Here is a 19,770-nt window from a genome sequence, read left to right as displayed (position 1 = left end):
CGGCAGGACTGCAACCCCGCAGGCGGCCCGACGCAGGCGCTGACATACGGGGAGTGGGGGCGGGCCGTCGCTGCGCTCGGCCTGGTTTTGAAAACATCCAGCTACTACACTTGCGGGAGGCCGAAAGGCCCGGTGTGTCGAAGCATCTTTTCAACAGCGTTTGTGACCCCCAGCGAAAAGTGGGGTTCTGTTGTACCCAGATTTCTGGGGCTGGCGCGTTCGTGCGCGCAAGTAGGAGCCAAGACATGCACCCTCTCATCGCCGCTCAGGCGGCCCATTCCCCACCACCTTTTCTTCCCACCTGGCAGCAGGCCATGCATGCTTCGCTGGGCCTGGTGCACAGCACGCTGCAGCAGTTGATTGAACTGATGGTCGACGATCCCGACAGGGACGACAGTGAAATCGATGTGGACTGCGTCGTGGAGCTGGCGCTGGAACACATCAAGCGCATGAGTGTCCAGCAGCACGCGGACCGCTATGCCTTCGAGGTGGAATGGGTCAAGGCAACGGCGGCGCTGCGGCTGGCGCAGGGCGCCTTCGGGCGGCCGGAATCACGCTTCGGCTTGCGGCTCAAGGACGCTATCCAGCAGCTGGAGATGCTGCCGGAGCTGGTGGAGTTCGTGGACCAGGGCGACGACGAGTGATGTGACCTGCACGCCAGCGCCGGATCACGGCGTTGGTGGCGTTGGCGTGCAAGGGAAGATATCTGCGGATATCAGAGCGTCTTGAACACTTCGCGCGCGGCTTCGATGGTTTTGTCGATGTCCGCGTCCGTGTGCGCGGCGCTCACGAAGCCGGCCTCGTACAGGGCGGGCGCAAAGTAGTGGCCGCGCTCCAGCATGCCGTGGAAGAAGCGGTTGAAGCGTGCGCCATCGGTCTTCATGACCTCGGTCCAGGTGCTGGGCAGCTCGGGCAGCAGGTAGAAGCCGAACAGGCCGCCCTGGTGGTCCACGCTGAAGGGCACGCCTGCGGCGTCGGCCTCGGCCTTGAAGCCGGCCATCAGGCGGCCGGTCTTCGCGTGCAGGGCGTCGTGGAAGCCCGGCTCGCTGATCAGCTCCAGCGTCTTGAGTCCGCAGGCCGTGGCAATGGGGTTGCCCGACAGCGTGCCGGCCTGGTAGACCGGGCCCAGGGGCGAGAGCTTTTCCATGATCTCGCGGCGCGCGCCGAAGGCCGCCATGGGCATGCCGCCGCCGATGACCTTGCCCAGCACGGTGATGTCGGGCGCAAAGCCTTCGATCTGCTGGGCGTACAGGCTCTGGGCGCTGCCCAGGGCCACGCGAAAGCCGGTCATCACCTCGTCGTAGACCATCAGCGCGCCATGCTCGCGCGTGAGTTCGCGGATGCGGCGCGTGAAGGGCACGCTGGCGCGCACGAAGTTCATGTTGCCGGCAATGGGCTCCATGATCACGCAGGCGATCTGGTCGCCGAACTGGGCGAAGGCCTCTTCGAGCTGGCCCACGTCGTTGTATTCCAGCACCACGGTGTCCTTGACCACGTCCTGCGGCACGCCGGCCGAGGAGGAGGCGCCGAACGTCGCCAGGCCCGAGCCGGCCTTGACCAGCAGCGCGTCGGCATGGCCGTGGTAGCAGCCGTTGAACTTGATGATCTTGTTGCGGCCCGTGAAGCCGCGCGCCAGGCGCAGCGCGCTCATGCCGGCCTCGGTGCCCGAGCTGACCATGCGCACCATGTCCATGGAGGGCATGAGCGAGAGGATCTTCTCGGCCAGCACCACCTCGCGTTCCGTGGGTGCGCCGAAGGAGAAGCCTTCCAGCGCGGCGGCCTGCACGGCGGCCATCACCTCGGGGTGGCCGTGGCCCAGGATCATCGGACCCCAGGAGCCGATGTAGTCGGTGAACTGCTGGGCGTTCTCGTCCCAGAAATGCGCGCCCTGCGCACGGCGCACGAAGCGCGGCGTGCCGCCCACGGCGTTGAAGGCGCGCACGGGTGAATTCACGCCGCCGGGGATCACGGCCTTGGCGCGTTCGAACAGGGGAATATTCAGGTCAGTGGTCATAGTGCAGGAGTCTGCCATGTGCGGGGTACAAGCCAGAGGCGCCAAGCAAGGGCGCAGCCGCTCAGGGGCGGCCTGCCTCAATGCTTGGTGTCATGGGGCGGCATCACAAAGCCTTCGATGGCCTGGGTGTCGGCGTCAAGCTCGGTGAGCGGCTCGGCGGCCTCGGCGTCTTCGTCCTCGGGCTCGGGCTGGGCCCAGAACATGCGGTCCGGGATGAAGTGGCCCATGCCGGGGCGAAAGCCGCTGTCCAGGCTGCGGTCCAGGTACTCCAGCGCCTCCTGCGTGGCCAGCCCCAGGTCGTTGCCGCTGGCCACCAGGGCCGCCAGCGCGGCCGACAGGGTGTCGCCCGAGCCGGTGAACGTGGCGTCGAACATCTCGTACTTGCTGTTGCCCAGCACGGACTGCGCCGTGGCCAGCACGTTGTCCACGAACTGGTCGGGCAGGGGGATGCCGGTGACCAGCACGTAGGGCACTTCCAGGGCCTCGGCCGCCATGGCGATGTCGCGCGCCGTGGGGCTGCGGCTGTTGCTCCAGTCGGGCAGCAGCCAGCGGCACAGCGTACTGTGGCTTCCAACCAACACCGAGGTTTGCGGCAGCACAAGCTCCTTGAGCGCGTCCATGTACTGGTCGAGCGGGTCTTCCTCCCACCACGACAGGTCCGGCATGTAGCAGACGATGGGGATGTCGGGATAGTCGGAAGCTATCTCGGCGATCGCCGCCAGGTTGCCCGGGCTGCCCACGAAGCCGACCTTGATGGCGGACACGGGTATGTCCTCCAGCACGGCGCGCGCCTGCTCGGCCACGGCCTCGTCGTCAAAGGGAAAATGCTCGAAGATCTTGGCCGAATCGCGTGCGTAGGCACCCGTGACCACGGGCAGCGGATGGCCGCCGACCGAGGCGATGGTGGCGATGTCGGCCGACAGGCCACCTGCTCCGCTGGGGTCGCTGGCGTTGAAGACCAGCACGCATACGGGAGCGGTTTCGTCCACCAATTCGGTGTCGGGACTGGGGGAGTTGGAGGGGTTCAATGCCATGGCTCAGCCCAGTTTGCGCCCCGCCAGCGAAGGCCGTGACGGGTGGTTATGACTAGATACAATCGTTGCATTCTATGTGAAGGCCCTTTAAGCTGTGACCGACCCTAAAACTTGGATGTGCTTGATCTGCGGGTGGATCTATGACGAGGCGCAAGGCTGCCCCGAGCATGGCATCGCACCCCAGACGCGTTGGGATGACGTGCCCATGAATTGGACCTGTCCCGAATGCGGTGCACGTAAAGAAGACTTTGAGATGGTCGAAATCTGAGCGCGGGACCACCCGCGCCGACTCATACATTTCCGGGAGGTTTCTCAGTGACGACATCGGGCGCACCCTTGCGCGTACTCGTGGTGGATGACAGCAATACCATCCGCCGCAGCGCAGAAATCTTCCTCAAACAGGGCGGGCACGAAGTGCTCCTGGCCGACGACGGCTTCGACGCACTGTCCAAAGTCAACGACTATCAGCCCCAGCTGATCTTCTGCGACATCCTCATGCCCAAGCTGGACGGCTACCAGACCTGCGCCATCATCAAGCGCAACGCGCGCTTCTCCGATACGCCCGTGGTCATGCTCTCGTCCAAGGACGGCGTATTCGACAAGGCGCGCGGGCGCATGGTGGGCTGCCAGGACTACCTCACGAAACCCTTCACCAAAGACCAGCTGCTGCAGGCCGTGGAGCAGTTCGGCAAGCAAACCATAGGAGCACTTTGATGCCCATCCGCAAAGTCCTGGTCGTGGACGATTCCAAGACCGAACTGATGTTTCTGTCCGACATGCTGCAAAAGCAGGGACTGCAGGTACGTACGGCCGAGAACGGCGAAGAAGCCCTGCGCAGCCTGGCCGAAGACCGGCCCGACCTGATCCTGATGGACGTGGTCATGCCCGGCCAGAACGGCTTTCAGCTCACGCGCGCCATCACGCGCGACCCGCTGTACGCGGACCTGCCCATCATCATGTGCACCAGCAAGAACCAGGAAACCGACCGGGTCTGGGGCATGCGCCAGGGCGCGCGTGACTACATCACCAAGCCGGTGGATGCAGGCGAGCTGCAGGCCAAGATCGCGGCGCTGAACTGACGCGGTGCGCTGGCCATGGCGAACCGTGAAGCACTGCGCGATCTGCAATCCCGTCTGGCCGGCCGTCTCCAGGCCGCACGCAGCGAAGGCGTCAAGGTGGCGGCCTGGCTGGCCGTCCAGGCCGGCGGGCGCAACTACCTGATGCCGCTGGGCCAGTCCGGCGAGATCTTTCCCTGGGCCGGCGTACAGCCCGTGCCCTATACAAAGCCCTGGTTCCTGGGCATTGCCAACCTGCGCGGCACCCTGGCCGGGGTGATCGACCTGGCCAGCCTGCTGGGCCATGGCGTGGCGCGCAGCGAACCGGCGCTGGCCGAGTCCAGCCTGCTGGCCTTCAATGCCGCGCTGGAAGTGAACGCCTCCCTGCTGGTGGACCGCCTGCAGGGCCTGCGCAGCGCCGACGCCTTTGTGCGCACCGAGCCCGCGCCCGAGCAATCCCCCGCCTTTTTCGGCCCCGTGCATATCGATGAAGCGGGCCACCGCTGGCAGGAGCTGCAATTGCAGCGCCTGTCCCAAACCTCCGAGTTTCTGAGCATTCGCGCCTGAGTTTCTGAAGGTCGTCCCATGTCATTCTTGCAACGTCTTGCAAATCGCTTCCAACGCAAGCCGGCCGACTCCGGCTCGGGCGCGGACAACAGCATGCTCGGAGACACCGTCTCCCAGGATATGTACGCACTCGATGCGTCCATGACCGTGCAGGGCGCGCCCGACGCCATGCCGGGCGACGCCGGCGCAGTCCTGGACCAGGAAACGGTGGTCCTGCCGCTGCTGGGCCGCGCGCCTGCCGCGCGCCACCAGCGCACGCTGTCCACGCTGCTGGGCGTTTCCGTGCTGGCCCTGGTGCTGGCGGCGGCATGGGCGCTGCGCCAGGCGGACGGCTCGGCACAGCAGCTGGCCGCCACCGGCCAGGCCCTGATGCAGTCGCAGCGCCTTGCCAAGTCGGTGTCGCAGGCGCTGACCGGCGCGGCACCTTCGTTTGCGGACGTGCAAGACAGTGCGGGCGTGCTGGCGCGCAACGTGCGCGCCCTCACCTCGGGCGATGACTCCATGGGCGTGCGCCCGCTGGGCGGCGCCTACGCCGACGAGCTGGGCCAGATCATGCCGCTGATGGAGCGCGCCGAGCAAAGCGCCAAGGTGGTGATGGAGCAAAAGCAGATCCTGACCCAGGTCGGCGACGCGCTGCGCACCATCAACCGCCAGTCCTCGGACCTGCTGGAGATCGCCGAAACCATCTCCTCGCTCAAGCTGCAGCAGGGCGCCAGCCCCGCCGAGATCTCGGCCGCAGGCCAGCTGGTGATGTTGACCCAGCGTATCGGCAAGTCGGCCAACGAATTCCAGACCGCCGAAGGCGTGAGCCCCGAGGCCGTGTTCCTGCTGGGCAAGGACTTGAACTCGTTCAAGGAAATCTCCGAAAGCCTGCTGGGCGGCAGCAGCGAACTGCGCCTGCCCCCCACGCGCGACGCCCAGACCCGCGAGCAGATCGAGGCACTGATCAAGCTCTACGAAGAGACCCGCACCGAGGCCAGCGCCATTCTGGGCAACCTGCAGGGCCTGGTCTCCGCCCGCGAGGCACAGACCGCCATCAACGCCGACAGCGAACCGCTGCGCCGCCAGCTGGAAGACCTGCAGACCAAGCTGCAAAGCGGCGCCGGCATCGGCTCGCTGCCCATGGGCCTGCTGGCCCTGGCCACCGTGCTGGTGCTGCTGTGCGGCGTGGGCCTGTCCCGCGTGCAGCTGCTCGACAGCCGCCTGCGCCAGGAAGCTGCCGAACGCCGCCAGGAAGAGTCGCGCGTGCAGGAGCATGAAGCCAAGCGCATCAACGACGCCAACCAGGCCGCCATTTTGCGTTTGATGAACGAGCTGCAGTCGGTGGCCGAGGGCGATCTGACGCAGGAAGCGACCGTGACCGAGGACATCACCGGCGCCATTGCCGACTCGGTGAACTACACGGTGGAAGAGTTGCGCGCCCTGGTGGGCAGCGTGCAGAACACGGCAACGCGCGTGGCGCAGACCACGGCCGAGGTGGATGCCAACTCCACCGAGCTGCTGGCCGCATCGACCGAACAGCTGCGCGAGATCCGCGAAACCGGCCGCTCCGTGCTGGACATGGCCGGCCGCATCAACGAGGTCTCCACGCAGGCGCAGGAATCTGCCCAGGTGGCGCGCCAGTCGCTGGAAGCTGCCGACCTGGGCCTGAAGGCCGTGCAGAACGCCATCGGCGGCATGAACTCCATCCGCGACCAGATCCAGGAAACCTCCAAGCGCATCAAGCGGCTGGGCGAATCCTCGCAGGAGATCGGCGAAATCACCGAGCTGATTTCCGACATTACCGAGCAGACCAACGTGCTGGCGCTGAACGCCGCCATCCAGGCCGCATCGGCCGGTGAAGCCGGTCGCGGCTTCTCGGTGGTGGCCGAAGAAGTGCAGCGCCTGGCCGAACGCTCGGCCGACGCGACGCGCCAGATCGCGGCGCTGGTGAAGGCGATTCAGACCGACACCCAGGATGCCGTGGCCGCCATGGAGCGCTCCACCCAGGGTGTGGTCGAGGGGGCCCGCCTGTCCGACTCCGCCGGCACCGCGCTGACCGAGATCGACTCCGTGTCGCGCCATCTGGCCGAGCTGATCGAGCTGATCTCCTCGTCCACCTCGCGCGAAGCCGTTCTGGCCAACGACGTGGCCGAGAACATCCAGCACATTTTCGCGGTGACCGAGCAGACGGGCGAAGGTACGCGCACCACGGCACAGCAGGTGCGCGAACTCTCGCACATGGCCGAGGAACTGCGCCAGTCGGTGGCGCGTTTCAAGATTGCCTGACCCGGTCCAACATAGCTATGCACAGGCCCTAGGGGCTTGGGGAACTGTCCATGTCAGTGGTTGACGAATCGCAAACGGGCGCGGCGCAGGCCGCGCACACCGAACAGGACCTGGGCCCGCTGGCCTGGGTGCTCGATGAGCTGCGCAAGTCGCTGGAAGGGGCGAGCAAGGCGGTGGCCCGTTTCGTGCGCGATGCCGATGCGGCGCGCGCCTCGGACCTTGAGGAGCTTGACACCTCGGCCCTGCGCATCGCCCGCCAGCAACTGCACCAGGCCTGCGGCGCCCTCGAAATGGTGGGCCTGGGCTCTCCGGCCCTGGTGCTGCGCGGCATGGAAAGCGCCGTGCAGCGCTTTGTGCAGCGCCCCGAGCTGTGCACCGACCAGGCCGCCGCCACGCTGGAGCGTGCCAGCTTCGCGCTCATCGAATACCTGGAAACCGTGCTGGCCGGCAAGACCGTCTCGGCCGTGGCCCTGTTTCCCCAATACCGTGACACCCAGGCGCTGGCCGGCAATGACAAGGTGCATCCGGCCGACCTGTGGCCTGCCGAGCGCCGCGCGCGCGAGCCTGAGTGGGCGCGCCAGCCCGAGCCGCTGGCCTACGGCCCCGATGCCCGGGCCCTGCTCGACGGCGTGGTGCTGCGCATGGTCAAGAGCGACGACCGCGAGGCCGCCGCCCAGATGCGCGACCTGTGCCTGCGCTTTGCCGTGGGCCAGACCGAGGATGTCACCGCGCGCAGCTTCTGGAAGGTGGCGGCCGGCTTCTTCGACGCGCAGTCGCGCGGGATGATCGTGGTCGACCTGTACGTCAAGCGCATGGCCTCGCGCGTGCTCATGCAGTACGCGGCCATGGCCAAGGGCGACCGCACGCCGCCTGCGCGGCTGCTGCAGGACCTGCTGTTCTTCTGCGCCCAGGCCCGCCCTGCCGAGCAGGCCGGCGCCGCCCTGCAGGCGGTGCGCCAGGCCTACGGCATGCAGGCCCAGCCCCAGGTGGACTACCAGCAGACACGCTTTGGCCGCTACGACCCGGCGGTGCTGGTGCAGGCGCGCAAGCGCATCACCACGGCAGCCGATACCTGGTCCGCCCTGGCCGGCGGCGATCGTGCCCGCACCAAGACCGTGGTGGACCAGTTCGCCCAGGTGGCCGAATCCCTGGTCAAGCTGCATCCGGCCAGCCATGGCCTGGCGCGCATGCTGATCAAGGTGGCCGAAACCGTGGCCCGCATCGGCGAGCCGCCACCGGCCGAACTGGCCATGGAAGTGGCCACCTCCGTGCTCTACCTGCAGGCGGCCTTTGCCACCATGGACATGGGCGACGAGGAACTGGCCGAGCAGTCCGCCAACCTGGTCCAGCGCCTGGAGGAATCCCTGCAGGGCGCGCCCGCGCGTCCGCTGGAGCCCTGGATGGAGGAGCTGTACCGCCAGGCCAGCGACCACCAGACCATGGGCTCGGTCGTGGGCGAGCTGCGTGCCACGCTGGCCGAGGCCGAGCGGCACCTGGACCAGTATTTCCGCAATCCTGCCGATGCCACCGTGCTGGCACCCGTCTCGGGCCAGATGGCCCAGATGCGCGGCGTACTGTCCGTGCTGGGCCTGGACCAGGCCACGCAGGCCATGCAGCGCATGCGCGAGACCGTGGAACGGCTGGTGCTGGGTGAGATCGACGACGCAGAACGTCCCCAGGTGTTCGAGAAACTGGGCAACAGCCTGGGCGCCATGGGCTTTCTGATCGACATGCTGAGCTACCAGCGCAGCATGGCGCGCAAGCTCTTCGTCTATGACGAGGCCGAAGGCGGCCTGCGCATCCTCATGGGCCGTCGCGGCCACCGGGCCGATGATGCGGGCAAGGCGCCCGAGCAACTGCCCGCCCTGGATACCGCCGCCGTGCCGCCGCAGCGCGAAGCCGTTGCCGTGGCCCAGCCGCTGCCCGTGCCGCAGGACGCCATCGCCGAGCCGGAATCTGCCGCGCCCTCCACGCCGCCCCCGCCGCCCCCGGCTCCCGTGGACATCGCGACCGAGCCGCTGGCGCAGCCCGCCGCCGCCGAGCAGGACGTGCTGGCCGATGCCGCGGAACTGGCGCAATTTGCCAAGGCCCTCGAAGCACCGGCCGAGCCGGTCTTCCAGCTGGACCAGTCCCTGGCCGAGCCAGAGCCGGCAGCCGAATCTGCGCCTGAAACCGTCTCTGCATCCGTGTCCGTGTCCGAGCCCCTGCCCCCGCCGGCCGGCCTGTCGGTCTCGGAAGAAGACTCGGACGACGAACTGCTGGGCATCTTCCTGGAAGAGGCTCGCGAGGTGGTGGACAACGGCCTGCAGGCCCTGCGCGCCCTGGCCGACGAGCCCGGCAACCTCAGCGAGCAGACCACGCTGCGCCGCGCCTTCCATACGCTCAAGGGCAGTTCGCGGATGGTGGGCCTGGATGAATTCGGCGAAGCCGGCTGGGCCATGGAGCAGATGCTCAACGCTTGGCTGGCCGAGCAAAAGGCCATGCCCCAGCCCATGCAGGAGCTGGCCAGCGATGCGTTGCGCGCCTTTGGCGCCTGGGCCTCGGCCATAGAGCGCCACCAGGCCGACGCCTGGCAGGCCACGCCTTTCCGCGCTGCGGCCGATGCCATGCGCCTGGAAGGCCTGCGCGCCGACGTGGCCCTGGTGCCGCGCACACCGCGTGCCGAGCCCCTCGCACAGCCCGAACCCGAACTCGAGCCCGCACCCGCTACCGTCGCAATCGAGGAATTCGCGCCCGTGGCCCAGGAGCCGCAGGCAGAACACCTGGATGCGCCCGAGCAGGCCACGCCCGCCCAGCCCGTCCAGCCATCTGGCGAGCTGGACTTTGCGCTGGACTTCGACCTGCTGGAGCCGGACCCCCAGCCTTCGGCCGCCGCGCCTCAGGAGTCGCTGGAGGCACTGACGCCGCAAGCCGCCGAGGCGCCTGCCGAACTGGCCACCGACGCCGTCGAGGAACTGGACTTTGCGGCCTTCGAAGCCGCCATGCGCGACAGCGAGCAGGAGGCCCTGGCCGTCGTCGCGGGCGACCCGCCCGCGTTGCCCGAGGCCGCCGCCATCGAAGCCGAAGCCATCGAGGCCGAAGCTGGAACCGAAACTGAAACTGAAGCACCGCAAGCCGCCGTGCCCCTGGCGCCCTTCGAGGGGCTGGACCTGGATCTGGGCCTGACCCCGGCAGCGGCACCCGCCGAAGCGATCGAGATGATCGCGGTGCCAGAAACGGTTGAGGCGGTTGAAGCGGTCGAAGCGCCAGAAGCGCCAGAAGCGCCAGAAGCGCCAGAAGCGCCAGAAGCGGTTGAAGCATCCGACGCAGTCGAGTCGGTCAAGGCGCCCGAGGTGCCCGAGGCAGAAACCCCGCAGGCCGAAAAGTCCGGCGACGAGGATCTGTCCGGCATCGACGCCGATGGCTTCAAGGTCGTGGATGGCCTGCGCATCAGCGCGCCGCTGTACAACGTCTACCTCAACGAGGCCGACGAATGGTCGCGCCGCCTGGACCTGACGCTGCAGCAATGGGCGACCGAGCCCGGCGAGCCCGTGCCCGACGACGCCGTCGCCTTTGCGCATTCGCTGGCGGGAAGCTCGGCCACCGTGGGCTTCAAGGCCTTGTCGGACCTGGCGCGCCTGCTGGAACATACGCTGACCCATCTGCAGCCGCAGCGCTGTGGCACGCCCGACCAGGTTGCCGCCTGCGTGGCGGCCTCCGACGAAGTGCAGCGCCTGCTGCACCAGTTCGCCGCCGGTTTCCTCAAGACGCCCCAGCCGGGCGTGGAAGAGGCCCTGCAGGCACTGCTGGCGCTGGACATCGAGGCCGCAGACGCGCCGGACAGCCGCCTGGACGCGCTGGAGCAGCTGGACCAACTGGACCAACTGGACCAACTGGACCAACTGGAGCCTCAGGACGCCAGCGATGGCACGGACGCCGTGCTCGACGCCGGTGCCCAGGCGCAGACACCGTCGGTGGCGCCCCTGGCCTACTCCATGCGTCCCCTGGTCAACGATGCGCGCCACGAAGCCGAGCTGCAGCGCCGCATCGACGAGGCCATCGCCCATGCCGTGGCCGTGGGCAGCGACCTGGACGATGACATCGATGCGCTGGACGAGGTCGATCCCGACCTGTTCCCCATCTTCGAGGAAGAGGCCATCGAGCTGCTGCCCCGCCTGGGCGCCGCGCTGCGCCGCTGGCATGGCCGGCCCTCGCTGGACGAGGCGCGCCACGAAACCCTGCGCGCCCTGCACACGCTCAAGGGCAGTGCCCGGCTGGCGGGCGCCATGCGCCTGGGCGAGATGGCCCACCGCCTTGAATCTGCCGTGGAGCGGGTCGATGGCGAATCTCCGACCGCCGAGCAGATCGAGCCCTTGCTGGGCAGCTTCGACGCGCTGCAGGCCGGCTTCGACGTGCTGCGCGTGGCCGGTGAGCAGGCGCAGGAAGCGCCGCTGGACCTGGGCGATGAAATCTCCCACGACGAGCCCGCAGCGGCTGCGGCCTCCGACGCATCGGCAGCGGCTGGATCACCGGCGGCCGCGGCCCCTGTGCCAGCGCCTGTCACTGCGCCGCTGCGCGCCGGTGCCCAGCAGACGGTGCGCGTGCGCGCCCAGCTGCTGGACCGCCTGATCAGCCAGGCTGGCGAGGTGCTGATTGCGCGCTCGCGTGTCGATGCGCGCCTGGCCCAGGCCCGTGGCTCGCTGGACGAGCTGGCCGGCAACCTGGAGCGCCTGCGCATGCAGCTGCGCGACATCGAGGTCCAGGCCGAGAGCCAGATGCAGTCGCGCCTGGCCCTGTCCAAGGACTCGGCCGTGGGCTTCGACCCGCTGGAGTTCGACCGCTTCACGCGCGTGCAGGAACTCACCCGCATGATGGCCGAGTCGGTCAACGACGTGGCCACCGTGCAGCGCAACCTGCAGCGCGACATGGCCGGCGCCGAGGACGACCTGGTCGCCCAGGGCCGCCAGGCCCGCGAGTTGCAGCGCGACCTGCTGCGCACGCGCATGGTGGAGTTCGACTCCCTGGCCGAGCGCCTGTACGCCGTGGTCCGCCAGACCTCCAAGGAGATGGGCAAGCAGGTGCGGCTGAACATCCTGGGCGGCACCATTGAAATGGACCGGGGCATGCTGGACCGCATGATGCCGGCCTTCGAGCACTTGCTGCGCAACTGCGTGGCCCACGGCATCGAGTCGCCCGAGCAGCGTGCCGCCGCAGGCAAGCCCGCCATGGGCACCATTGAAATCATCCTGAGCCAGGAGCGCAACGACGTGGCGCTGTCGGTGGAGGACGATGGCGCCGGCCTGAACCTGCAGCGCATCCGCGACAAGGCCGTGGCCCAGGGCCTGTGGCCCGAGGACCAGACGCTGACGGAGCAGGACGCCGGCCGCCTGATCTTCGAGCCCGGCTTCACCACGGCCACCGAGGTGACCGGCGTGGCCGGGCGCGGCATCGGCATGGACGTGGTGCGCTCCGAAGTCAACGCGCTGGGCGGCCGCATCGAAACCCACAGCGAGGCGGGCAGGGGCAGTGCCTTCCGCCTCGTGCTGCCGCTGACGACCGCCGTCACCCAGGTGGTCATGCTGCGCGCGGGCCAGTTGCTGGTCGGCGTGCCCGCCAGCCTGGTGGAAATCGTGCGCCGCGCGCCGCTGGAGCTGCTGCAGCAGGCCTATGCCAGCCACAGCTTCGAAGACGGCAGCGAGACCCTGCCTTTCTACTGGGCCGGCGCGCTGTGGCAGTCCTCGCTGCGCAGCGAGGAAACCGTGGGCCGCACCCGGCCCGTGGTCATCCTGCGCAGCGCGGCGCAGCGCATTGCGCTGCACGTGGACGAAGTGCTGGGCAACCAGGAAGTGGTGATCAAGAACCTCGGCCCCCAGCTGGCCCGCCTGCCCGGCCTGACCGGCATGTCGGTGCTGGCCTCGGGCGCCGTGGTGCAGATCTACAACCCCGTGGCGCTGGCCAACGTCTATGGCGACGAGGTGCGCGCCCGGACCGAAGAGGCCGAGCGCGCCGCAGGCCAGGGCGACGGCGAAGCCGTGCTGGCCAGCGCAGGGCCGGCCTCGGTGCCGCTGGTGCTGGTGGTGGACGACTCCATCACCGTGCGCCGCGTCACCCAGCGCCTGCTGCAGCGCGAAGGCTACCGCGTGGCCCTGGCGGCCGATGGCCTGCAGGCCATGGAACGCCTGGCCGAGGAGCGCCCGACCCTGGTGCTGTCCGACATCGAGATGCCGCGCATGGATGGCTTCGACCTGCTGCGCAACATCCGCGCCGACGAGGCCCTGCGCGACCTGCCCGTGGTCATGATCACCTCGCGCATCGCCCAGAAGCACCGCGAGATGGCGCGCCAGCTGGGCGCCAACCACTACCTGGGCAAGCCCTACTCGGACGAGGAACTGCTGGGCCTGATCCAGCACTACTCCCTGCAGGGCGGCAGCATCAGCGGCGGCCCGCTGGCGCCGCAGTCGCTGCAGGCGCAGCAGGTGGACAGCGAGCCCCTGGGCGAAGGGGCCTGAAGGCTGGTGGCCTGAACAAAAAAGAGCAGCATCCGCTGCTCTTTTTTGTTTCAACGGCCCGTGCGTGAGGCCCATTTCGAAGTGCTTATGATGTGCAGGATTCTGTACAACTCCTGGGGGAGCCGAACATGGCCATTTCTGCCGGTGACGTGATTCCGCTGTCGCAAGCCAGGGCACACCTGTCTGAACTGGCCGACCAGGTGAAGGCAGGGGCCGAGAAGATCATCACCAAGAACGGTGAGAGCTACGTGGCCATCATCGACGCCCAACGGCTGGGCTACTACCATCAGCTGGAGCGCGAGCGAATCCATTTGCTGCTGATCGACGATGCCAGCCAAGGCCTCGCGGATGTGGCGGCGGGCGAGGTCAAGGATGCGCGCAGCACGCTGGGCGCCATCAAGCGCCGACGTGCTGCCAGGGCGGCCGGGTAATGCATAGCACGCCCTGAACGCGGCCTCGCAGCATGGCAGTCAGGAGCACCGTCAAGCTCACGGGCAACTTCGAGCGGAACCTGCAAGTGCTTGAGGACTTCCTGATCGAGGCCCAGGCCCCGCACGCCTTCGACGCGCTGCTGGACGAACTGACGGAGACCGTCATCCCCAATCTGGAAAGCTTCCCTGGCATGGGTCGCTCGTTTCTTGAGCTGCCGGCTCGCTCGGTCGAGGGCGCCAGGGGTTTGGCACGTCTGAAGAAACAACTGGGCTCACTCGACAAGGACGGCGAGCTGCGTGAGTACGTGATGGCCCACTATCTGCTGCTGTATGCGCGGATCAGGGGCACGGTTTACCTGCTTTCGATCCGCCACCAAAGGCAGCTTTCCTTCGATTTTCCGAATCACTGGACCCTGCAGCGATGAGGTGGGCAGTGGGAATCATTTGGAGTCATCGGCCGCCTGCTTGACCACGCCGTAGCGGGCCAGCGTGCGCTCGCGCGCGGCGGCGTGGTCCACAGCGGGATGGGGGTAGTCCGTGCCCAGCACCACGCCGGCCTCGGCCAGCTCCAGCGGCCGGGCCTGCCAGGGCGCGTGGCGAAGCGCGGCGGGCAGGCGAGCCAGTTCGGGCACGTAGCGCTCGATGAAGCGCGCATCGGCATCGAACTTCTGGCTTTGCGTGATGGGGTTGAAGATGCGGAACCAGGGCTGGGCGTCGCAGCCCGTGGAGGCCGCCCACTGCCAGCCGCCGTTGTTGGCCGCCAGGTCGAAGTCGTTGAGCTGGCGCGCAAACCAGGCCTCGCCCCGGCGCCAGTCTATGCCCAGATCCTTGACCAGAAAGCTGGCCGCCACCATGCGCAGCCGGTTGTGCATGTAGCCCGTGGTGTTGAGCTGGCGCATGGCGGCATCGACCAGCGGATAGCCGGTGCGGCCCTCGCACCAGGCGGCGTACAGCGCATCGGCCTCGGAGCCGGTATCCCACACGATGGCGTCGTAGGCGGGCTTGAAGCTGGCGTGCACCACGTGCGGATGGTGGGCCAGGATCTGGAAATAGAAGTCGCGCCAGATCAGCTCGGACAGCCAGGTGGCGGCGCCCTCGGCATCATGGGGCTGGCTCTGCGTCTGCTCCCAGGCCAGCCTTGCCAGGCGGCGGATGGAGACCGTGCCAAAGCGCAGGTGCACGCTCAGGTAGCTGGGGCCCTTGACGGCGGGAAAGTCGCGCGCCTGCTTGTAGCGCGGCAGGCGCGGCAGGAAGTCGGCCAGCAGTTCCTCGGCGCCAGCGCAGCCCGTGGGCAGGCGCAGGCCGTCCAGCGTGCCGGCTTCGAAGCCCAGGTCGGCTGCGGTGGGCACGGGGCGGCGCTCGCCTTCGGGGCGCGGGGCCAGGCGCTCGGGCAGGTCGCGCTCGCTGGGATAGGCGGACAGGAAGAAGGGCGTGATCTGGCGCAGCCAGGCGTTCTTGTACGGGGTGAACACCGAGAACGGCGCGCCGGCCTGGGTCAGTACCTCGTCGCGCGCAAAGACCATATGGTCCTTGAAGCTGTGCAGGGCCACGCCCTCGGCGGCCAGGGCCTGGCGCACGCGGGCGTCGCGGGCCAGGGCGTCGGGCTCGTCGTCCCAGTTGCAGAACACGGCCTGGGCGCCGAGCTGCCGGGCCAGGTCCGGGATCTGCTCAGCGGGCTGGCCACGGCGCACGATGAGGCCGGTGTCGGCGCGGCCCGAGGCCTCGCGCAGCGCATCGTCCAGCCCGCTCAGGCTCTGGCAGATGAACTCCACGCGCCGGTCTGCACGGGGCAGGGGGGCGAGGATGTCGTCGTCGAAGATGAACACGCAATGCACCTGCCTGCACTGGCGCAGCGCGTGGTAGAGGGCAGCATGGTCGGCCAGGCGCAGGTCGCGCCGCAGCCAGACCAAGCCCACAGGGTAAGAAGGTGGCATGGATCGCCGGTAAAATCCGTGGTTATGTCTGCTGAAACTGCGCCTATCAATCTGACGCACCACTTCCTGATTGCCATGCCTGGCCTGGAAGACGAAGCGTTCTCGCGCAGTGTGATCTACCTGTGCGAACACAGCGAGCGCGGTGCGCTCGGTCTGATTATCAACAAGCCCTCGCAGCTTACGCTGGAAGGCTTGCTGGAAAAGGTGGATCTGGCCCTGGGCCGCGAGGACCTTCGCGGCAACCGTGTCTTCAACGGCGGACCCGTGCAGACCGATCGCGGCTTTGTGCTGCACGACCCCATGGTCATCGAAGGCGCGCCCGACGACGAGTCCGCCTACGCCTCGACCATGACCATCCCCGGCGGCCTGGAGATGACCACCTCCAAGGACGTGCTCGAAGCCCTGTCCGACGGCGCAGGCCCCAAGCGCCTGCTGGTCACCCTGGGCTACGCGTCCTGGGGCGAGGGCCAGCTGGAGTCGGAGCTGGCCGAAAACGCCTGGCTCACGGTGGGCGCCGACGCCAACGTCATCTTCGATACCCCGGTCGACGACCGCTATGACCGCGCCCTGGGCCTGCTGGGCCTGCAGCGCTGGATGATCTCGCCCGAAGCGGGGCGCGCATGAGCCTGCCCGCTCCCGAGTCCCAGGCAGCAGCGGCAGCCGGCACGGCCGTGCCGCCCACCGTTCCCTCCCATTTCCAGAGTTTCGTGGCCTTCGACTTCGGGGCCAAGCGCACGGGCTGCGCCGTGGGCACGCGCCTGCTGCGCTCGGCCAACCCGCTGCCCACCATCCGCGCCGAGGCCGGCGAGGCCCGCCTGGCCCAGGCCGGCGAGCGCATCAAGGAGTGGCAGCCCGATGCGCTGGTCATCGGCGTGCCCTACCACCCCGACGGCAATGCGCACGAGAACACGGCGCGGGCGAAGAAATTCGGCCGCCAGCTCAAGAGCCGCTTCGGCCTGCCTGTCTACGAGGTGGACGAGCGCTATAGCACCACCGAGGCCCTGGCCGGTGGCGCAAGGGATGCCGATGCGGCCTCGGCCTGCATCATTCTTGAACAGTTTTTGAGGAGTCTTCCATGAGTGAAACCATTGCGGGAGCCGGCAGCCTGGTGCTGGACGCCGAGGCCCTGTACCGCGAACTGCTGCGCGGCGTGCGCAGCCTCATGGGGCCTGAAACCCGCCTGGCTGGCATCACCTCGGGCGGCGCCTGGCTGGTGGAGCGCCTGCACAAGGACCTGAACCTGCCCGGCAACCCCAGCGTGCTGTCCTCGGCCCTGCACCGCGACGACTTCGCGCAGCGCGGCATGGCCACCAGCGCCCAGACGCAGATCGACTTTGACGTCAACGGCGCCGACATCCTGGTGCTGGACGACGTGCTCTACACCGGCCGCACCGTGCGCGCCGTGCTCAACGAACTCTATGACTACGGCCGCCCGGCCTGCGTGCGCCTGGCGGTGCTGGTGGACCGGGGCGGGCGCGAGTTGCCCTTCCAGGCCGACTTTGCCGCCGCGCGCATCGCGCTGCCGGCCGACCGCCTGCTGTCGCTGGCGCGCGATGACGCCGGCGTCTTCCAATTCCGCATCCAAGAGGCCTGACCGTGCTGTACAAGCGCAATCCCCAGCTCAACAAGAACGGCGAACTGATCCACCTGCTGTCCACCGAAGGACTGTCCAAGGACATCCTCACCCACATCCTGGACACGGCGGCCAACTTCGTCAGCGTCAATGACCGCGAGGTCAAGAAGGTGCCGCTGCTGCGCGGCAAGAGCGTGTTCAACCTGTTCTTCGAGAACAGCACGCGCACGCGCACCACGTTCGAGATCGCGGCCAAGCGCCTGTCGGCCGACGTGTTCAACCTGGACATCGCGCGCAGCTCGGCCAGCAAGGGCGAGTCGCTGCTGGACACCATCGCCAACCTCTCGGCCATGGCCGCCGACATCTTCGTCGTGCGCCACAGCGAGTCGGGTGCGCCCTACCTCATCGCCCAGCATGTGGCGCCCCATGTCCACGTGGTCAATGCCGGCGACGGCCGCCACGCCCACCCCACGCAGGGGCTGCTGGACATGTACACCATCCGCCACTACAAGAAGGACTTCGCCAACCTGCGCGTGGCCATCGTGGGCGATGTGCTGCACTCGCGCGTGGCGCGCTCCGACATCCATGCGCTGACCACGCTGGGCGCGGCCGAAGTGCGCGTCGTCGGCCCGCGCACCCTGGTGCCGCCGGACCTGGCGCAGATGGGCGTGCGCGTCTTCCACACGCTGGAAGAGGGCATCCGGGACTGCGACGTGATCATCATGCTGCGCCTGCAGAACGAGCGCATGAGCGGCGCCCTGCTGCCGTCCAGCCAGGAATACTTCAAGAGCTTCGGCCTCACGGCCGAGAAGCTGCGCCTGGCCAAGCCGGACGCCATCGTCATGCACCCGGGACCCATCAACCGCGGCGTGGAGATCGACTCCGAAGTGGTCGATGGCCCGCAGGCCGTGATCCTGTCGCAGGTCTCGTTCGGCATCGCGGTCCGCATGGCCGTCATGTCCATCGTCGCCGGTAACGAGGCTTGAGCCTCCACACACGCAAATGTTTTTGATCGCCGCAGGCCGCAGCCCATGCGCCGCCTGCGGTCTACGGGGTAGCAAACCATGAAGATACTCATCCGCAACGGCCGAGTGATGGACCCGGCACGGGGTCTGGACCAGCAGGCCGACGTGGCCATCGACGGCGGCAAGGTGCTGGCCATCGGCAAGCCGCCCGAGGGATTTGCCGCAGAACGCGAGATCGATGCCGCCGGCTGCTGGGTGCTGCCGGGCCTGGTCGATCTGGCCGTGCGCCTGCGCGAGCCCGGCCACGAGCACGAAGGCATGCTGCAGTCCGAGATGGCTGCATCGGTGGCCGGTGGCGTGACCAGCCTGGTCTGCCCGCCCGACACCGATCCCGTGCTCGACGAGCAGGGCCTGGTGGAGATGCTCAAGTTCCGCGCCGAGAAGCTGCACCAGTCGCGCCTGTTCCCGCTGGGCGCGCTGACGCTGGGCCTCAAGGGCGAGGTGCTGACCGAGATGGCCGAGCTGACCGAGTCCGGCTGCATCGGCTTCAGCCAGGCCGAAGTGCCCATGACCAGCACCCAGACCCTGCAGCGCGCGCTGGCGTATGCGGCCACCTACGGCTACACCGTGTGGCTGCGCCCGCAGGAGCTGTACCTGGGCAAGGGCGTGGCCGCCAGCGGCCCGCTGGCCACGCGCATGGGCCTGTCCGGCGTGCCCGTGGCGGCCGAGACGATTGCCCTGCACACCATCTTCGAGCTGATGCGCGGCACCCAGGCGCGCGTGCACCTGTGCCGCCTGTCCAGCGCCGCAGGCGTGGAACTGGTGCGCCGTGCCAAGGCCGAAGGCCTGCAGGTCACGGCCGACGTGTCCATCAACTCGCTGCACCTGACCGATACCGATATCGGCTACTTCGACAGCAGCGCCCGCGTCACGCCCCCGCTGCGCCAGCAGCGCGACCGCGATGCGCTGTCTGCCGCGCTGGCCGATGGCACCATCGACGCCCTGGTCTCCGACCACACGCCCGTCGATGAAGACGCCAAGGTCCTGCCCTTTGCCGAGGCCGAGCCCGGCGCCACGGGCGTGGAACTGCTGCTGTCGCTGGCCGTCAAGTGGTCGCAGGAAAGCGGTGTGCCCCTGAGCCGCGCACTGGCCGCCATCACGGCGTCGCCCGTGCAGGTGCTGGGAACGGCGCTGGGCGAGCTGCAGGAGCAACTGGGCCGTCTGGCCGAGGGCGGCGTGGCCGACCTGTGCATCGTCGATCCGCAGGCGGCCTGGACCGTGAAGCCCCAGGAGCTGGCCAGCCAGGGCAAGAGCACGCCCTTCGGCGGCTACGAGCTGCCGGCCCGTGTGCGCTGCACGCTGGTCGATGGCCGTATCGCTTACGAACGCCGCTGAAATGAAGCGCCCCCTGAGTCGCTTCGCGACTTCCCCCTCTCTACTC

17 protein-coding genes are annotated in these 19,770 nt (G+C 68.3%); 14 read left to right on the top strand and 3 right to left on the bottom strand.

What is annotated here, in order from left to right; all coding sequences use genetic code 11:
* Positions 1-245 precede the first annotated feature (245 nt).
* Positions 246-644, top strand: coding sequence for a hypothetical protein (locus IAE24_RS08550; protein ID WP_199962529.1), 399 nt, complete (start codon positions 246-248; stop codon positions 642-644).
* Between the two features lie 71 nt (positions 645-715).
* On the opposite strand, the gene hemL is transcribed toward IAE24_RS08550, so the two are convergent.
* Positions 716-2,032 carry a glutamate-1-semialdehyde 2,1-aminomutase gene (gene hemL, locus IAE24_RS08545; RefSeq protein ID WP_373681038.1) on the bottom strand — a complete coding sequence of 439 codons (1,317 nt, stop codon included), beginning with the start codon at positions 2,030-2,032 and terminating at the stop codon, positions 716-718.
* Positions 2,033-2,091: 59 nt separating this feature from the next.
* Positions 2,092-3,048: a bifunctional hydroxymethylpyrimidine kinase/phosphomethylpyrimidine kinase gene (thiD, locus tag IAE24_RS08540; protein ID WP_012203499.1), complete on the bottom strand. Its 957-nt coding sequence runs from the start codon at positions 3,046-3,048 to the stop codon at positions 2,092-2,094.
* A gap of 115 nt (positions 3,049-3,163) precedes the next feature.
* Between thiD and IAE24_RS08535 the strand changes: the two genes are divergently transcribed.
* The 8 genes from IAE24_RS08535 (at position 3,164) to IAE24_RS08500 (ending at position 14,282) form a co-directional block, all read left to right on the top strand.
* Positions 3,164-3,316 (top strand): rubredoxin, encoded by a 153-nt coding sequence (locus IAE24_RS08535; RefSeq protein WP_013804031.1) that lies wholly within the window; start codon positions 3,164-3,166, stop codon positions 3,314-3,316.
* Positions 3,317-3,363: 47 nt separating this feature from the next.
* Positions 3,364-3,762 (top strand): response regulator, encoded by a 399-nt coding sequence (locus IAE24_RS08530; protein WP_012203501.1) that lies wholly within the window; start codon positions 3,364-3,366, stop codon positions 3,760-3,762.
* Complete coding sequence (locus IAE24_RS08525) at positions 3,762-4,127, top strand: response regulator (RefSeq protein WP_013804030.1); 366 nt, start codon at positions 3,762-3,764, stop codon at positions 4,125-4,127. The genes IAE24_RS08530 and IAE24_RS08525 overlap by 1 nt, the downstream gene beginning before the upstream one ends.
* A gap of 15 nt (positions 4,128-4,142) precedes the next feature.
* Positions 4,143-4,670 carry a chemotaxis protein CheW gene (locus IAE24_RS08520; RefSeq protein WP_012203503.1) on the top strand — a complete coding sequence of 176 codons (528 nt, stop codon included), beginning with the start codon at positions 4,143-4,145 and terminating at the stop codon, positions 4,668-4,670.
* A gap of 18 nt (positions 4,671-4,688) precedes the next feature.
* Positions 4,689-6,938: a methyl-accepting chemotaxis protein gene (locus IAE24_RS08515; protein WP_012203504.1), complete on the top strand. Its 2,250-nt coding sequence runs from the start codon at positions 4,689-4,691 to the stop codon at positions 6,936-6,938.
* Positions 6,939-6,988: 50 nt separating this feature from the next.
* The gene (locus tag IAE24_RS08510) at positions 6,989-13,426 is read left to right on the top strand and encodes an Hpt domain-containing protein (RefSeq protein WP_200016362.1); all 6,438 of its coding nucleotides are present in this window, start codon (positions 6,989-6,991) and stop codon (positions 13,424-13,426) included.
* A 128-nt stretch (positions 13,427-13,554) separates the two neighbouring features.
* Positions 13,555-13,857, top strand: a complete 303-nt coding sequence (locus tag IAE24_RS08505; protein WP_043824197.1) for a type II toxin-antitoxin system Phd/YefM family antitoxin — start codon at positions 13,555-13,557, stop codon at positions 13,855-13,857.
* 32 nt (positions 13,858-13,889) lie between these two features.
* On the top strand, positions 13,890-14,282 hold the full coding sequence (locus IAE24_RS08500; protein ID WP_043824195.1) for a type II toxin-antitoxin system RelE/ParE family toxin: 393 nt from the start codon (positions 13,890-13,892) through the stop codon (positions 14,280-14,282).
* 15 nt (positions 14,283-14,297) lie between these two features.
* Here IAE24_RS08500 and IAE24_RS08495 read toward each other — a convergent pair whose 3' ends face one another.
* Entirely contained in the window at positions 14,298-15,791 is a 1,494-nt protein-coding gene (locus IAE24_RS08495) for a cryptochrome/photolyase family protein (RefSeq protein WP_199960182.1), read from the bottom strand.
* Positions 15,792-15,815: 24 nt separating this feature from the next.
* On the opposite strand from IAE24_RS08495, the gene IAE24_RS08490 reads away from it, so the two are divergent.
* The 5 genes from IAE24_RS08490 (at position 15,816) to IAE24_RS08470 (ending at position 19,724) form a co-directional block, all read left to right on the top strand.
* Positions 15,816-16,415 carry a YqgE/AlgH family protein gene (locus tag IAE24_RS08490; protein WP_012203507.1) on the top strand — a complete coding sequence of 200 codons (600 nt, stop codon included), beginning with the start codon at positions 15,816-15,818 and terminating at the stop codon, positions 16,413-16,415.
* Positions 16,412-16,870, top strand: coding sequence for a Holliday junction resolvase RuvX (gene ruvX / locus IAE24_RS08485; RefSeq protein ID WP_016447930.1), 459 nt, complete (start codon positions 16,412-16,414; stop codon positions 16,868-16,870). The genes IAE24_RS08490 and ruvX overlap by 4 nt, the downstream gene beginning before the upstream one ends.
* Entirely contained in the window at positions 16,867-17,385 is a 519-nt protein-coding gene (gene pyrR / locus IAE24_RS08480) for a bifunctional pyr operon transcriptional regulator/uracil phosphoribosyltransferase PyrR (protein WP_012203509.1), read from the top strand. The genes ruvX and pyrR overlap by 4 nt, the downstream gene beginning before the upstream one ends.
* A gap of 2 nt (positions 17,386-17,387) precedes the next feature.
* Positions 17,388-18,350: an aspartate carbamoyltransferase catalytic subunit gene (locus IAE24_RS08475; protein WP_012203510.1), complete on the top strand. Its 963-nt coding sequence runs from the start codon at positions 17,388-17,390 to the stop codon at positions 18,348-18,350.
* A 78-nt stretch (positions 18,351-18,428) separates the two neighbouring features.
* Positions 18,429-19,724, top strand: a complete 1,296-nt coding sequence (locus IAE24_RS08470; RefSeq protein WP_199960181.1) for a dihydroorotase — start codon at positions 18,429-18,431, stop codon at positions 19,722-19,724.
* Positions 19,725-19,770: the final 46 nt, after the last annotated feature.

The sequence above is a fragment of the Delftia sp. S65 genome (assembly GCF_016516495.1).
GTDB lineage: Bacteria > Pseudomonadota > Gammaproteobacteria > Burkholderiales > Burkholderiaceae_C > Comamonas > Comamonas acidovorans.
The sequence above is the reverse complement of the archived record's forward strand: the minus strand, read 5'-3'. Positions and strand labels throughout refer to the sequence as shown.

Excerpts from the sequence above, each read along its gene's own strand:
- IAE24_RS08550 (WP_199962529.1), top strand. The coding sequence starts at position 246 with ATGCACCCTCTCATCGCCGCTCAGGCGGCCCATTCCCCACCACCTTTT.
- hemL (WP_373681038.1), bottom strand. The coding sequence starts at position 2,032 with ATGGCAGACTCCTGCACTATGACCACTGACCTGAATATTCCCCTGTTC.
- thiD (WP_012203499.1), bottom strand. The coding sequence starts at position 3,048 with ATGGCATTGAACCCCTCCAACTCCCCCAGTCCCGACACCGAATTGGTG.
- IAE24_RS08535 (WP_013804031.1), top strand. The coding sequence starts at position 3,164 with ATGTGCTTGATCTGCGGGTGGATCTATGACGAGGCGCAAGGCTGCCCC.
- IAE24_RS08525 (WP_013804030.1), top strand. The coding sequence starts at position 3,762 with ATGCCCATCCGCAAAGTCCTGGTCGTGGACGATTCCAAGACCGAACTG.
- IAE24_RS08520 (WP_012203503.1), top strand. The coding sequence starts at position 4,143 with ATGGCGAACCGTGAAGCACTGCGCGATCTGCAATCCCGTCTGGCCGGC.
- IAE24_RS08515 (WP_012203504.1), top strand. The coding sequence starts at position 4,689 with ATGTCATTCTTGCAACGTCTTGCAAATCGCTTCCAACGCAAGCCGGCC.
- IAE24_RS08510 (WP_200016362.1), top strand. The coding sequence starts at position 6,989 with ATGTCAGTGGTTGACGAATCGCAAACGGGCGCGGCGCAGGCCGCGCAC.
- IAE24_RS08505 (WP_043824197.1), top strand. The coding sequence starts at position 13,555 with ATGGCCATTTCTGCCGGTGACGTGATTCCGCTGTCGCAAGCCAGGGCA.
- IAE24_RS08500 (WP_043824195.1), top strand. The coding sequence starts at position 13,890 with ATGGCAGTCAGGAGCACCGTCAAGCTCACGGGCAACTTCGAGCGGAAC.
- IAE24_RS08495 (WP_199960182.1), bottom strand. The coding sequence starts at position 15,791 with ATGCCACCTTCTTACCCTGTGGGCTTGGTCTGGCTGCGGCGCGACCTG.
- IAE24_RS08490 (WP_012203507.1), top strand. The coding sequence starts at position 15,816 with ATGTCTGCTGAAACTGCGCCTATCAATCTGACGCACCACTTCCTGATT.
- ruvX (WP_016447930.1), top strand. The coding sequence starts at position 16,412 with ATGAGCCTGCCCGCTCCCGAGTCCCAGGCAGCAGCGGCAGCCGGCACG.
- pyrR (WP_012203509.1), top strand. The coding sequence starts at position 16,867 with ATGAGTGAAACCATTGCGGGAGCCGGCAGCCTGGTGCTGGACGCCGAG.
- IAE24_RS08470 (WP_199960181.1), top strand. The coding sequence starts at position 18,429 with ATGAAGATACTCATCCGCAACGGCCGAGTGATGGACCCGGCACGGGGT.